Raw genomic sequence first — 13,991 nt, forward strand, 5'->3', positions numbered from 1 at the left:
CAGCCTCTTTCACTACCGCAACCAGGGCGCCGACTACAGCTCGATTCTGGTGGGCATCCAGGTGCCCGCGGCCGAGGACGCCGAGTTCCGCCGCTTTCTCGCGACGCTCGGGTACGCGCATTGGGAAGAGACGCAGAACCCGGCGTATCGGTTGTTCTTGCAATGAAAATAGTCAGTCGTCCCACCAATCGGGATGTCGGCATCCGAAGCGCATAAACAGCGTAAAGAGTGCAGGAAAACACCAGGCCCGGCAGCAGTGCGCGTCAGTATACTGAGCCACTGCTGCCGGGCGTGGTCGCCTCGGGAAGATTGGGCGCCGTGCGTCGGACTCACCTGGAGGAAGACAAACATGTTGCGCATCGCTCTTGGCTGTCTGATGGCTGTTTCCACGATCGTCGCCGGCGCGCTGCCCGGCGTGGCTCACGCGGATGCTGCGCATCCCGTCGTCGCGCTGCTGCCCGGCGTCACGGATCCCTTCTACTTCACGATGCATCGCGGCGCGGAGCGCGCGGCGAAGGAAGACAACATCCAGTTGCTGTTCCAGGTGCCGAAGGCCTGGAACACCACGGAGCAGGTGCCGATTCTCAAGGCCTTCATCGCGAAGCATCCCGACGTGCTGCTCGTCTCGCCCGTCGACAAGCAGCAGCTCATCGGCCCGCTCAAGGAAGCCGCGGATGCCGGCATCAAGGTCATCACCGTCGATACTTATATTGGCGATGGCCACTATCAAACCGGCAAGGGCGACGCCGATTTCCCGCTCTCCTATATCGCTTCGGACAACCTGGAAGGCGGCCGCGTGGCGGCGCGCTCGCTCGCCAAGGCGATTGGCGACAAGGGCACCGTCTATTGCGAGAACAACAAGCCGGGCATCTCCAGCACCGACGCGCGTGCGCAAGGTTTCATGGAGGAGATGAAGAAGCACCCCAACATCAAGGTGCTCGAAACGCAATACAACGAGGACGACGCCAATCGCGCTGCTTCACACGTCGCGGCGGTGCTCGCGCGCAATCCCGATCTCGCGGGTGTGTTCGGCGCCAACACGTTCTCGGGCGCGGGGGCGGCGCAAGGCGTGAAGAACGCGGGCAAGCAGGGCGTGGTGAAGGTTGTCGTGTTCGACGCCGTGCCGGGCATCGACGAGCAGATCAGAAGTGGCCTCGTCGATATCGCCATTGCGCAGCTTCCCGATGAGATGGGCTATGACGCCGTGAAGTTTGCCGCCGACGCCATCCACGGCAAGAAGATTCCGGCCTACAAGGGCACGGGCTTCGTGGTGCTGGACAAGTCGAACGTCGACAAGCCGGAGATGAAGCAGTACATCTATTCGAACTAAGCCACGCGAACAGAGCCACATGAACGATAAACGACTCGACAGGCTCGCGCTCGTCAGCAAGGTCTGGCCGTGGCTCTTTCTCGGCACGCTGCTCGTCTTCTTCGAGGCTTGGGCGCGTATCTCGGCGCATCGTTCGTTCGTGTTCAACGCGTACAACCTGCAGTCGATCGGGCTTGCTGCAAGCGCACCGCTCTTGCTCGCCATTGGCCAGACCTTCGTGATCATCACAGCGGGCATCGATCTTTCGGTGGGCTTCGTGATGGGGCTCGCGGCGGTGTGCGTCGCGCAGTTCACGATTCCCGGCGGCGAATCGCCGTGGATCTTGCTGATGTCGATACCGCTCACGGTTCTCGTGTGCCTGATTCCGGGCTTCGTGAACGGCGTCTTGATTGCGCGTCTGGGCGTGCCCGCTTTCATCGGCACGCTCGGCATGTATGGCGTTGCGCGCGGCGTGGGTTTTCTTGCGGCGGGCAGCGGCATGACCGTCGCCGTCAACAATCCAGGGCTCGCGTGGCTCGGCGGCGGCTGGACGCCCGTGATCCTCACGGCCGTGCTGCTCATCATCATGCACTTCGTGCTCTCGCAAACGCGCTTCGGTCAGTACACCTATGCGATAGGCGGCAATCCGCAGTCGGCGGTGCGCGCGGGCATCAATGTGCGCCGTCATCTGTTCGCGATCTATCTGATCGCGGCGGCTTTCGCGGCGGTGGGCGGCATCGTCTACACGGCGCGCTTCGCCGCTGGCGCGGCCAATGCGGGCGAACCCATGCTGCTCGATTCGATCGCGGCGGTCGTGATCGGCGGCGCGAGTCTCTTTGGTGGCACCGGCAACGTCATCGGTACGCTGATCGGCGCGCTTATCATCGCCGTGATCGAATTCGGGCTCGTGTTCATCGACGTCAACGCGTTTTGGCAATTCATCGTGGTCGGCATCGTCATCATCCTTTCGGTGCTGATCGACCAGTACAAGGATCGGCTCGGAGGCGCGCAATGAGCGGCGCGAGCGCCACGCCGATTCTGGAGGCGCGCGACGTCTCGATCCGCTTTGGCGGGGTGGAGGCGCTCAAGCGCGTTTCGTTGCAGGTCATGCCCGGAGAAGTGCTTGCGCTTGCGGGCGACAACGGCGCGGGCAAGTCCACGCTCATCAAGATTCTCTCGGGCGTGTATCGCGCCGACGCGGGCGACTTGCACTTCGATGGGCGCCCGCTGCAATTGCGCGATCCGCAAGATGCGCGCTCGCAGGGCATCGAAACCATCTATCAGGATCTCGCGCTCGCCGACAATCTCGACGTGGGCAGCAACATCTTTCTTGGCCGCGAGCCCGTGCGACGGCGACTCGGCTTCCAGGTGATCGACCGGCCGCACATGGCGCGGGTGGCGCGCGAAGTGCTCGAGCGGCTTGATATCGTGATTCCGCTGCGCAAGCTCACGGGCCCCGTGAAAATGCTCTCGGGCGGCCAGCGCCAAGCCATCGCGATAGGGCGCGCGATTTACTGGAACGCGCGCGTGCTGATCATGGACGAACCGACCGCGGCGCTCGGCGTTCCCGAGCAACGCAAGGTGATGGAGTTGATCCGCGGACTCAAGGCGCAGGGCGTGGCCGTGATTCTCATTTCGCACAATCTGCACGATATTTTTGCCGTGGCCGAGCGCATCGTCGTGCTGCGGCGCGGCGAAGTGGCGGGCGAGCGGCGCGTGGCCGAAACCGATGGCGACGAAATCGTGCGGTTGATGGTGGGCGACACGTATTCAAACGGCGCGCACTGAAACGTAGCGTGGTGCGTTTGCCTGCGCCGCGCGGGCATTCGATGGACAATGTCGGCTCGAACCCTCACCGCAGCCCTGCTCCCGCCATGAACTACCTCGATCCCGCCGATATCACGAGCTGGCACGCGCACGTCTATTTCGACACGGCGACGCGCGACGCCGCATGGACCTTGCGCGAGGCGATTGAAGCGCGCTTTGGCGAGATCGTGCAGATTGGGCGCTTTCACGAACGCCCGGTTGGGCCGCATCCGATGTGGTCGTATCAACTGGCCATCTCGCGAGAGCGCTTCATGACGGTCGTCGAATGGCTCACGCTCAATCACGGCGCACTCGACGTGTTCGTGCATCCGAACACCACCGATGCCTTGCGTGACCATCGCGACGCCGCCGTGTGGATCGGCCATTCGCACACGCTCAATCTCGGCGCGCTCGGCGGCTGATCGTCGCGCGCATTGCGCCGCCCATTTGCTTGCGGCACGGCGCAATGCTCGACACGCACGCGGGTGTCAGTGCCCGAACGACTCCGTCTTTGCCGCCGACGATCCGCTCGCCTGCGGCCGCGCGGCCTGTTTGATCAGCAGCGCCGCGCCGGCAATGAGACCGGCGACGGCAACCGTCGCGAAGATGCCCGCAAACGTGACGTGCCGGCGCGCCAGTTCGGCCACGAGGAACGAACCCGCAATGCCGCCGAAGCGGCCGATGCCGAGCATCCACGCCACGCCGGTGCCGCGTCCCTGGGTGGGGTAGAACGCGGCGGCGAGCGCGGGCATCGACGATTGCGCGGTATTCATTAGCACGCCGGCCACGAACACGACGAGCACGAGCAGGGCCACGTTGCCCGCCGCCTGGCCGATGAGCCACACCGAAAGTGCCGTGAGCACGTAGCACGCGGCGATGATCCGGTTCGCGTTGAAGCGGTCCATCAGCATGCCGCTCAGCACCGCGCCCACACCGCCGAGCGGAAAGAGCGCCGAGATCAGCGTGGCGCTCGAGGCCGTAAGGCCCGAGTCCTTGAGCAAGAGCGGCATCCAGTTGATCGACGCGTAGAAGATCACGAGCCCCATGAAGTACGCGACCCACAGCATCACCGAGCCGACGAGATACATCGGCGAAAGCACGACGCCAAGCCCCTTACTTTGCGTCTGCGGGGCGTGCTCCGTCATCGTGAACACCTGCGCTTTGGCGGCGTCGGGCGAGATGCGGGCGAGCGCGGCGCGAATGCGCTCGACGGGTCGTTGATTCGCCACCATGTAGCGCACCGATTCCGGCATGCGCAGGAAGAGCGGCACGGCGAGCACGAGCGGCGTGATGCCGCCGAGCACGAGCACACTGCGCCAGCCGAAGTGCGGAATCATCCACGCCGCCAGAAAGCCGCCGCAGGCCGCGCCGAGCGGAAAGCCGCAGAACATCAGATTGATCACGGTGGCGCGGTTCCGGTCGGGGCAGTACTCGCCCATCATCGTGACCGCGTTCGGCATGGCGGCGCCGAGTCCGACACCCGTAATGAAGCGCAACCACGTGAGTTCGCTGATGCTGGTGGAGAACGCCGAGCCCAGGCAGGTCACGCCGAACAGCAGCACCGAGCCGACCAGCATGGCGCGTCGCCCGAGCCGGTCGGAGAGCGGCCCGGACGCGAGCGCACCGCAAGCGAGGCCGAAGAGCGCCGCGCTCAGCACGGGTGCGAGCGCGGGCTTGGCGATGCCCCATTCGCCAAGCAGCGAAGGCGCGATGAAGCCGATCGCGGCCGTGTCGAAACCGTCGAGCAGGACGATGACGAAGCAGATCGCGAAGATGAACCACTGGAACGGCGAAAACGGATGTTCGTTGATGAAGGTTTGGACGTCGACGGCGCGCGGCTGGTCCATGGTTTTGTCTCCTGTCGACTGAGGTTGTCGTTGTATCGGCTCGCCGTGGCGAGCCGTTTTTTCTGGTTTGCCTTACAACCTCGAATAGTAACCGCTGTGCGGCATTTGCTGGAAAGAGTCGTCGGGCGCGGCAGGCGGCCGTCTGCTAGCCTGAAAGCAGCACGGCGAGCACGCGCGTGCTGCAAGCGTGTCGCGTTGCGCGACAAGGAGTTCCAGATGAAGCCTTTCTTCGCCCATGCGGCAATGCCGTCCTTCGTGGCTTGCGCGATGCTGGCAGGCGCGCCTGGCTATGCCGTTGCCCAACTGGCGCCGAATGACAACCTGCGCTCGCCGCAAAACAGCCTCGCGCTCATGCCCAATGCGCAGCCCGGCAGCGAGTACCCGACCCACGGCAATCGCCAGGCTGGCGAGATGCCGGTCGGTCCCACCGATCCGCGCGGGCAACTCGCGAACGGCCACCCGAACAACGCCGAGGCGGGCGGCTACGGCGCGCCGTTGGCGGGCGTGCGAAATGGCGCGGGCATGTGAGGATTGTGTGCCGCTTCAGGTCCGCTCAGGTTGCCAGGCAAGTTGGGCTTCGAGCGATTCGCCGGGAGCGAGCACGGTGCCCCCCACGTCGATGCGCTTCACCGTTCCCTCGTGACGTAGATTGAGCCAGTCCGTCGTGTTGCTGACGGGCTCCGCGCAGAAGTACGGCAGACCGGGCGGGCAGAAGACCACGAAGAAGTCGAGTGGCGTGCTCGCGCGCAGCGCGAGACGCCGGCCTTCGTGCGGCCACTCGATGACCGCCTCGCGGCGCCAGCCGGAGAAGTTGTTGTCGAGATCGAAGTCGTCGACGATCAGGCCGGCCTGCAGGGCATCGACGGCCGGGTGAGCGCTGAGCGAAACCGGCAGGACTTCGGTGTCGATTTCCCACATCGCGCGCACGCGCGCGGCAATGCGCGTGCCTGGCGGGCGCGGATAGTACGGATGGTGGCCGAGGCCGAACGGCATGGGCCGTGCGGCCAGGTTGCGGGCCCACAGGCGCACAGTGAGCCCGCTGGCGTCGAGCGTGAGGTGTTGGCGCGCTTCGTAGCGAAACGGCCAGCCGGAGCCAGCGCGTGAATCGGCCTTGAGCGATCCGTGGGATTCATGCGCTTCATGCGGCTCGTTCGGCTCGTTCGGCTCGTGCAGGAAGTGGAGCGTGAGCGTATCGGCCGTTTGCGCCTCGACCGTCCAGGGCCGCCGCCACGCGTGGCCATGCAGCGCGTGGCGCAGCGCGCCGGTACCGCTCGGTAAATCGATCATCTCGCCTTCAAAGCGGAATCGCCCGTCGCGGATGCGGTTGCAGTACGGCATCAGCGGAAAGCTCGCCATGCCGAGCGGGTCGCGAGCGTCGATGGCGGCGCGCGTGGCGGGGCGCAGCCAGTGCGCTGCCGGGGCCTTGCCGGCTGCATCGTAAAACGCGGCGATCGAGCCGCCCACGTGCGGCGCGACCAGCGCGCGCGCATCGCCGTGGGCGAGCGTGACGAGTTGACCGTCGTCGAGCGCGGCGGCGTCGAAAGCGATCTCCGGGGGGGAGGAGGGGGGCGGTCGGGCAGTCAAATGAGCGTTCTCCAGTGAATCGTTTTATTACTAATAAAAGATAATATAGGCGTTGGAATCGTCAGTGATGAAGCCAAAAAATGGTGACATACGCCAATTGATGGCCCAAATTATTAGTGCTACGCTTCGGGCCAACAACGCGGCCCCGAGCGCGCGCCGCCGCGCCGCGCAGCCCTCCCGCAGTCCCCTTCACATCCGATGAAAAAATCGACGCAACGCCGCCCGACCATGACCGACATCGCGAAGGCCGCGGGCGTGTCGCAATCCACGGTATCCCTCGTGCTCAACGGCGCGGTGGGCGCCAAGCTCTCCGAAGCGACGCGCCTGAAGGTGCACGAAGTGGCGCAGTCGCTTGGCTACCAGTTGCCGATCCGCGCGGTGCAGACGCCCGCCCCGGCGGGTGAGCGCAATCTCATCGTCTATCTCGCCGACGAAGTCTCGACGAGCCCGCACCCGGTCGTGAGCATCGACGGCGCGCGTGACGCCGCCTGGAACAACGGCTGTCTGCTCGCGGTGTTCTCGACGCACGGCAACGCCCAGATGGAGCAGCAGGTCCTGCAAACGCTCGCCATGCCGAACGTACTCGGTGTGATCTACGCGACCGTGTACACACGCAAGGTGACGGTGCCGCCCGCGCTGCTGAAGGTGCCGGCCGTGCTGCTCAACTGCTACGCGTCCGATCACGCGCTGTCTTCAGTCGTGCCGGCCGAAGTGGCGGGCGGCCATACGGCCACTGAATACCTGATCGAGGCGGGGCACCGGCGCATTGGTTTCATCAACGGCGAAACCTGGCAGGACGCCGCGAAAGACCGCCTGAAGGGTTACCGCCAGGCGCTCGCGACCGCTGACCTGCTGTTCGACGAGCGCCTCGTGCGCGACGGCGACTGGAGTTCGGGCAAGGGGTTCGAACTCACGCTCTCGCTCATGCGCGAGGCGAATCCGCCCACCGCGATCTTCTGCGCCAACGACCTGATGGCGATCGGCGCAATCGAGGCGCTCAAGCAACTCGGGCTGCGCGTGCCCGAAGACGTCTCGATCATGGGCTACGACGACCAGGAAATCGCGCGCCACACCCATCCGCCGCTCACCACCGTCGTGCTGCCCAACTACGAGCTTGGGCGCTGGGCCGTCGAAACGCTGCTGCAAGAAGAGCAGAACCGCAGCGCCGGCGCGCCGGTGCGCCACCGCACCGTGAAGCTCGACGGACCGCTCATCGAGCGGACCTCGGTATGCGCGCCCGACCCCGCCTCCCCCGTGAATACCCTCATTAATATCTCCGAAAATTGACTGGTAATATTAGTTGAAGCAGTGGCCGTAATAATTCGGTGCCGAGTCTTGTGCGGTGCCCAATGGAACAAGAAAGACAAAAAAGCCACGGTGGGGCCGAAGGCCTGCGCCGTTCGTGTCATTCACGGAGACAGCCATGCGTCATCAACGAATCCAGTCCGCCCTCATTGCCGCCGGTCTTTGCCTGGCGAGCGCGTTCGCCGTAAGCGCTTACGCGCAGTCCGACAACGGCGCACAGAAAGTCCAGTCGAATTCCAGCGAGAGTTGCACGAATCCCAAGCCGGGCGGCAAGAAGCTGAGCGACATGGTGGTGGGGTTCTCGCAGTCGGAGAATGAACAGAACCCGTTCCGGGCGACCGAAACCGCGTCGGTGCGCGCGGCGGCGAAGGAAGCGGGCGTGAAGCGCCTCCTCTATACGAACGCGAACGCCAATCAGGCCAAGCAGGTCGCCGACATCGAAAGCATGATCAATCAGGGCGCCGAGGCGCTCATCATTGCGCCCAACGACTCCACCGGCCTGCAGCCCGCGCTCGCCCAGGCGCGCGCGAAGGGCATTCCCGTCGTGACGATCGACCGGCAGACGGCGGGTACGGCGTGCGACGACTTCATCACGTTCCTTGGCTCCGACTTCTACAAGCAGGGCGAGCGTGCGGCGAAGGCGCTGGCCGACGCCACGGGCGGCAACGCGATCATCGCCGAGATCCAGGGCGGCTACGGCAACACGGTGGAAAGCCAGCGTACAGACGGCTTCGCGAACGGCCTCAAGCCCTATCCCGGCATGAAGATCATCGCGGCGCAAACCGCGAACTGGTCGACGACCGAGGCGCAGAAGGTGATGGAGCAGATCCTGCTCGCGCACCCGGACGTCAACGCCGTCTACACCCACGCCGACACGATGACGGTCGGTGCGATCAAGGCACTGCGTCAGGCCGGCAAGCTCAACGGCGTGAAGATCGTCTCGATCGACGGCACGAAGGAGATCGTCACGGATATCTCGAACGGCATCGTTGCCGCCGATGTCGAGACGAACCCGCGCTTCGGTCCGCTCGCCTTCAAGTCGCTGGAAGACTATCTCGCGGGCAAGCCGGTGCCGCAAAAGCAGATCATGGACGACGCGCTCTTCAACCGGACCAACGCGCAGCCTTCGCTCGCGCAGGGCAAGGTCTACTGAGCCGCGCCCGCACGATGACGACGAGCGTCCCCGCCAATCGCGCCGATTCCGCAACGGCCACCCCACGCGCCGTGCTCGAAACGCGCGGCGTTTCGAAGACCTTCGGCGTGGTGCGCGCGCTGCGCGACGTCTCGCTCACGCTGCGCGCGGGCGAGGTGCACGGCCTCGTGGGCGAGAACGGCGCGGGCAAGTCCACGCTGATCAAGGTCCTCACCGGCTTTCATCAGCCCGACTCGGGCGCGCTCACGCTCGACGGCGCGGACGTCGCGTTCGACAGTCCGCGCGCGGCGCAGGGCGCGGGCGTGTGCGCCGTGTATCAGGAGATCAACCTGATACCGGAGCGCAGCGTGGCGGACAACATCTTTCTGTGCCACGAACCGAAACGATTCGGCATCCTGATCGACAGGAAGCGCATGCTCGAGCGCGCCGCCGACATCGTGCAGCGATACCGGCTCGCGGTCGATCCGGCCGCGCGTCTCGGTTCGCTCGGACTCGGCGCGCAGCAGATGGTAGCAATTGCGCGCGGCGTTTCACTAGGTGCGCGCGTGCTGATCCTCGACGAGCCGACTTCGGCCCTGAGCGGTGCGGAAGTGGACGTACTGTTCGAAGTCGTCGATCGCCTGCGCGCCGAGGGCATTGCGCTGCTGTTCGTGAGTCATCGGCTTTCCGAATGCTACCGGCTGTGCGATCGCTTCACGGTGATGCGCGACGGCGCCGTGGTCCGCACGGGTACGCCCGAAGAGCTACCGCGTGCGGCATTGATCGCAGCCATGCTGGGTCGCGAGAGCGCGGGCGAGCATGCGTGGGCCGAGCGCTCGGGCAATGCCGATGCCAACGCCACGCCCGCGTTGGCCGTCGATCATTTGCAGTGGGGCAACCGCGTGCGCGATGTCTCGCTGCGGGTGGCGCGCAAGGAGATCGTCGGCCTGGCCGGCCTGCTCGGCTCAGGCCGCACGGAAACGTTCAAGACGATTTTCGGCGCGCAGAAGGCCGATGGTGGCGAAGTCGATATCGCGGGCCGCGCGCTCACGCATGCGAGCCCGGCGCGCTCGATCGGGCGCGGCCTCGCTTTCCTTTCCGAAGACCGCCGCGCGGAAGGCATCTTTCCGCGTCTCTCGGTGCGCGAGAACATCGTCGCGAGCCTGCTGCCGCGCATTTCGCGCTTCGGCTTCATCTCGCGTGCGAAGGAGGCGCAGGTGGTGCGCGAGTCGATCGAACGGCTCGGCATCAAGACGGCCGGTCCCGGCGCGCTCATCACGACGCTCTCGGGCGGCAATCAGCAAAAGGCGCTGATTGCGCGCTGCCTCTCGACCCGCCCGACGGTGCTGCTGCTCGACGATCCCACGCGCGGCATCGACGTCGGTGCGAAGGAGGAGGTGCATCGCGTCGTGCAGGAATTGGCTCGGGACGGGCTTGCGGTGGTGGTTACGTCGTCCGAGATGGAGGAGTTGCTTGCGCTGACCGACCGCCTCGTCGTGCTCAATGAAGGCGCGACCGAGGGCGGCATGCCAACCGCCGGCGCGCACCCCGACGACGTGCTCGCCGTACTGGCCGGCGCTGGATCCGGCCACAGGGCTGGCAACGGCGCTGACCACGGCGGCGGCACCGCGTGAGCAACCCCGCACCCCGCCCGCCGCAATCCACGACAACCGCTCCGATGGCGACCAACCTTGAATCGAACGAGGCAAGCTTGAGCCCCTCGAATCCTTCGAATTCCTCGAACCGCTCCGTCTCGCCCGTGTCCGGCGCCACGTCGCGGATGCAGACCTGGCGCACCGTGTTGCGCGAGCACAGCGTGTACTTCGCGCTCGCCGCGCTCGTGGTGTTCAATCTGATCGTCACGCCCGGCTTCTCGAATCCCTTCGCGGCGCGCAGCCTGCTGTTCGAAGCAGCGCCGATCGTCTTGATCGCGCTTGGCCAGAATCTCGCGATCGCGACGCGTGGCATCGATCTCTCCGTGGGATCGGTGATGGCGCTCGCTAGCGCGTCGATCGCCGTGTTCCTGCCGTATGGCGAGGGCCCGGCGCTCGTGGGCGCGGTCGCGGTGGGCGCCGTAGTCGGCTTGTGCAACGGGTTCCTCGTGGCGCTGCTCGCCATCGACCCGCTGATCTCGAGCCTCGCCTTGCTGGTCGCCGCGCGCGGGCTCGCGCAGGCGCTCCTAGGCGGCTCACGCGTGAATCTGCCCGACACACCGGCGTTCGATCTGCTCGGCGCGGGTGCGGTCGGCCCACTGCCCATCGTCATGCTGATCGCGCTAGGGCTCGCGGTCATGGTGGCATTCGTGGTGCGGCGCACGACCTTCGGGCGTTACGCGATTCTCGTGGGCGCGAGTCGTGGCGCTGCGTTTCTCGCGGGCATTCCCGTACGGCGCACGCTCTTTCTCGTCTATGCGGTGAGCGGCACGCTTGCCGGACTCGCCGGCGTGTTCGCTTCGTCGCGGCTTGGCGCCGCCGATCCCAACTACGTGGGTGTGAACTTCGAACTCGATGCGATTGCCGCCTCGGTCATCGGGGGGACGCCGCTTTCGGGCGGCCGCATCTCGATCGTCGGCGCAGTGTTCGGCGTGTTGCTGCTCCAGGTGCTCGACGCGAGCTTCATCATGAACAACATCAGCTTCACTTACGCGCAGATCCTCAAGGCGGTGTTCATCGTCGTCGCGCTCTACCTGCAACGTTCGGGAGGCTGACGCGATGCAGAAGCCCACGCAAGCCGCGGCGCAAGCCATCGCCGTACCGGGCGCGAATCGGCGCGCGCAACTGATCGCGCTCGTGCAGTCGCGCGGGGCGATCGCGATGCTCGTGGTCGTCGCGCTCGTAGCCGGCATGGTGTTTCCCGACTTCCTGCGCCCGGCGAACCTGGCCGACATCGCCTCGAACGGCGCGTTTCTCGGGCTCGTCGCCGTGGGGCAAAGCATCGTCATCATCCTGGGCGGATTCGATCTGTCCGTCGGGTCGATGGTCGGACTCGGCACGGTGCTGGCAGCCTATGCCGCGCCCTATGGGTGGGGCGCCGCGATGCTCGCACCGGTGGCAGCGGGTTTCGTCGTGGGCCTGGTGAACGGCGTGTTGATTGCCCGCGCGCGCATGGCGCCGTTTATCGTCACGCTTGCAGCGCTGCTTGGGCTCAAGGGGCTCGCGCTCGTGCTGGCGAGCCAGGATCTGCTCATCGCCAATCCGGGCTTCTTCGCGCGCATCGCCAACGGCTCCGTATTTGGCGTCAACAATCTCATTTGGGTGCTGGTGGTCGTCTATGCGCTCGGCGGCGCGCTGCTCAACCACACGCGCTTTGGCGCGGCGATCTTCGCGATCGGCGGCAATGAAGAGGCGGCGCGCATGCTAGGCGTGCGCGTGGAGCGTGTGAAGATACTCGCCTATGGATTGTCCGGCGCGCTGGCCGGTCTCTCGGGGGCGCTGCTGGCCTCGCATCTGGACTCGGGGTTGTCGGGGGCGGGGACCGGCTATGAATTGCAGTCGATCGCCGCAGCCGTGATCGGCGGCGTGTTGCTCACGGGCGGCGTGGGAACGATGGCTGGACCGCTGGCCGGCGTGCTGCTTCTCGGTGTCATCGACAATGTGATCAATCAGGTCGGCACGCTGAGCCCTTACTATCAGAACCTCACGAGTGGCGCGTTCCTGCTCGCCGCGGTGATCGTGCAGACCGTGCTCACCGGCCGCCGGCATGGCGCCGCGCGGGCTGCGGGCGCGACGCGGCGGCGCGCGGTCGTGGGCTCTTAGCGGATGGCGTCTCGAGCTGCCGGTTCCGCATGAGGTTGTCGAACCCGTTCGGCTGACGGCTCGCCTATTGATGCGAAACGCTCAGCTTCACGCGCGTTGAGCCGTCGGTCTGTGCTGTGATCTCGGTCCGGCTGCCACGCTGCCCCAGATAGAAGTGCTGACGGCCTGGCGAGTTCACGTCGTGGGTTGCATCGGGCAGACACGAGGCAATGTCGGCGCCTACCCCTTCGAGTGCATTCGTCCCCGATCCTGCGTCGCGTGCGCTCCAGACGCACTGAAAACTCCCGCCGCTCGTTGCGCATTGCGCGTCGTCGCCATAGGGTTGCGCGACGGCGCGTCCGTCGTCAGGACTCAGTGACGCGAAATGCTGGGGTGCAGCCGCGACGATGCGCTTTAGCGCTGCGCAGGGGCTTGCACTGTCGTCCGCACGAGCGGCCAGGGGGACGCCTGGTATGACAATAGCCGAGCAAAGCGCGAGGATCCGGATGATCGGTAGGTTCATGGCGATCCGCTGCGTGAGAGCAGCGCCTCATCGTGGCAAGTGAGGGCAGCGCTGCAAGCGGCGTGCCGGGAATAGCCCTTGCAAGGTGACGCTGGACCACTCATCACGAGGAGAACGCCATGAGCAAACCGTTCGATCGCATGATGAAAGCGGGCGCATTGCTGATGGGCCTGACGTGTGCGATTGTGAGCAGCGGCGAATCGCGCGACGAGCAGGAACACGCGTGCCGCGGCGATGCATTCCACTTTTGCGCGAGCGCGATTCCGAACAAGAAGAAGATCGCAGCGTGCATGAAGCAGCACTACGATGAGCTCTCGCCACCATGCAAGGCGATGTTTGACCCGCCGGCGAAGGTTGATCCGAAGTCGTGAGCGCTAATGGCGCTCAGTGAAAAGAGGCGCACTGCGCCTCTTTTCAATTGAGTCGATGAAAAAGGGCTTGCGGGCTCGTGATCGAGGCGCTAAGATTCGCCCCCTTCGCAGTTCGATGTCTCTGACGTCGGGTCAGCGAAGGCCGCCGCGGAAACCGGCGGACGCAGGAGTCAGCAGCTTTTTCAAGCGGTGAGCGAAAAAAAGGGGTTGACGAAGCGAAAAAGATTCTTCATAATCTCGTTTCTCTGCTGCTGACGCAGCAACGCAGAAAACGCCGGGCAGTAACGCAGTTTGCCGGTGGTTTTCGCGATCGATCTTTAAAAATTTACAGCCGATAAGTGTGGGCGCTTGATGCGGTGGCGGCCTGACCTTGTTCTCCG

The 13,991-nt window shown here is 65.3% G+C and carries 15 protein-coding genes and 1 pseudogene; 12 read left to right on the top strand and 4 right to left on the bottom strand.

What is annotated here, in order from left to right:
• The 5 genes and pseudogenes from JMY28_RS38645 to JMY28_RS38665 all read left to right on the top strand — a co-directional run.
• A pseudogene (locus JMY28_RS38645) lies at window positions 1–166 on the top strand (threonine ammonia-lyase, biosynthetic); the annotation flags it as partial.
• Between the two features lie 183 nt (window positions 167–349).
• Window positions 350–1,330, top strand: a complete 981-nt coding sequence (locus JMY28_RS38650; RefSeq protein WP_201701126.1) for an ABC transporter substrate-binding protein — start codon at window positions 350–352, stop codon at window positions 1,328–1,330.
• Between the two features lie 19 nt (window positions 1,331–1,349).
• Window positions 1,350–2,324 (top strand): ABC transporter permease subunit, encoded by a 975-nt coding sequence (locus tag JMY28_RS38655; RefSeq protein WP_201701127.1) that lies wholly within the window; start codon window positions 1,350–1,352, stop codon window positions 2,322–2,324.
• The gene (locus JMY28_RS38660) at window positions 2,321–3,097 is read left to right on the top strand and encodes an ATP-binding cassette domain-containing protein (RefSeq protein ID WP_201701128.1); all 777 of its coding nucleotides are present in this window, start codon (window positions 2,321–2,323) and stop codon (window positions 3,095–3,097) included. Before JMY28_RS38655 ends, JMY28_RS38660 begins: the two co-directional genes overlap by 4 nt.
• An 86-nt stretch (window positions 3,098–3,183) precedes the next feature.
• Window positions 3,184–3,537: a DOPA 4,5-dioxygenase family protein gene (locus JMY28_RS38665; RefSeq protein WP_201701129.1), complete on the top strand. Its 354-nt coding sequence runs from the start codon at window positions 3,184–3,186 to the stop codon at window positions 3,535–3,537.
• Window positions 3,538–3,603: 66 nt separating this feature from the next.
• Here the strand turns inward: JMY28_RS38665 and JMY28_RS38670 are convergent, their stop codons facing one another.
• A complete protein-coding gene (locus JMY28_RS38670) occupies window positions 3,604–4,962 on the bottom strand; it encodes an MFS transporter (protein WP_201701130.1) in 1,359 nt (452 codons plus the stop codon).
• Between the two features lie 216 nt (window positions 4,963–5,178).
• On the opposite strand from JMY28_RS38670, the gene JMY28_RS38675 reads away from it, so the two are divergent.
• Window positions 5,179–5,490, top strand: coding sequence for a hypothetical protein (locus tag JMY28_RS38675; protein ID WP_407945590.1), 312 nt, complete (start codon window positions 5,179–5,181; stop codon window positions 5,488–5,490).
• A 15-nt stretch (window positions 5,491–5,505) separates the two neighbouring features.
• Here the strand turns inward: JMY28_RS38675 and JMY28_RS38680 are convergent, their stop codons facing one another.
• On the bottom strand, window positions 5,506–6,546 hold the full coding sequence (locus JMY28_RS38680; protein WP_328810028.1) for an aldose 1-epimerase: 1,041 nt from the start codon (window positions 6,544–6,546) through the stop codon (window positions 5,506–5,508).
• 228 nt (window positions 6,547–6,774) lie between these two features.
• Between JMY28_RS38680 and JMY28_RS38685 the strand changes: the two genes are divergently transcribed.
• The 5 genes from JMY28_RS38685 to JMY28_RS38705 all read left to right on the top strand — a co-directional run bounded on the left by JMY28_RS38685 (window position 6,775) and on the right by JMY28_RS38705 (window position 12,738).
• Complete coding sequence (locus JMY28_RS38685; protein ID WP_236597255.1) at window positions 6,775–7,833, top strand: LacI family DNA-binding transcriptional regulator; 1,059 nt, start codon at window positions 6,775–6,777, stop codon at window positions 7,831–7,833.
• 136 nt (window positions 7,834–7,969) lie between these two features.
• A complete protein-coding gene (locus JMY28_RS38690; RefSeq protein ID WP_201701132.1) occupies window positions 7,970–9,004 on the top strand; it encodes an ABC transporter substrate-binding protein in 1,035 nt (344 codons plus the stop codon).
• Window positions 9,005–9,018: 14 nt separating this feature from the next.
• Window positions 9,019–10,617, top strand: coding sequence for a sugar ABC transporter ATP-binding protein (locus JMY28_RS38695; protein ID WP_201701133.1), 1,599 nt, complete (start codon window positions 9,019–9,021; stop codon window positions 10,615–10,617).
• A gap of 44 nt (window positions 10,618–10,661) precedes the next feature.
• Entirely contained in the window at window positions 10,662–11,690 is a 1,029-nt protein-coding gene (locus JMY28_RS38700) for an ABC transporter permease (protein WP_236597256.1), read from the top strand.
• A gap of 4 nt (window positions 11,691–11,694) precedes the next feature.
• Window positions 11,695–12,738 (top strand): ABC transporter permease, encoded by a 1,044-nt coding sequence (locus JMY28_RS38705; protein ID WP_201701134.1) that lies wholly within the window; start codon window positions 11,695–11,697, stop codon window positions 12,736–12,738.
• 64 nt (window positions 12,739–12,802) lie between these two features.
• Here the strand turns inward: JMY28_RS38705 and JMY28_RS38710 are convergent, their stop codons facing one another.
• The gene (locus tag JMY28_RS38710; protein ID WP_201701135.1) at window positions 12,803–13,240 is read right to left on the bottom strand and encodes a hypothetical protein; all 438 of its coding nucleotides are present in this window, start codon (window positions 13,238–13,240) and stop codon (window positions 12,803–12,805) included.
• Window positions 13,241–13,380: 140 nt separating this feature from the next.
• On the opposite strand from JMY28_RS38710, the gene JMY28_RS38715 reads away from it, so the two are divergent.
• On the top strand, window positions 13,381–13,611 hold the full coding sequence (locus tag JMY28_RS38715) for a hypothetical protein (protein WP_407945591.1): 231 nt from the start codon (window positions 13,381–13,383) through the stop codon (window positions 13,609–13,611).
• A gap of 132 nt (window positions 13,612–13,743) precedes the next feature.
• Here JMY28_RS38715 and JMY28_RS39290 read toward each other — a convergent pair.
• A partial coding sequence (locus tag JMY28_RS39290; RefSeq protein WP_236597257.1) for a hypothetical protein occupies window positions 13,744–13,991 on the bottom strand: 248 nt, incomplete at its 5' end.

It is taken from the genome of Paraburkholderia hiiakae (assembly GCF_904848665.1).
Classification (GTDB): domain Bacteria; phylum Pseudomonadota; class Gammaproteobacteria; order Burkholderiales; family Burkholderiaceae; genus Paraburkholderia; species Paraburkholderia hiiakae.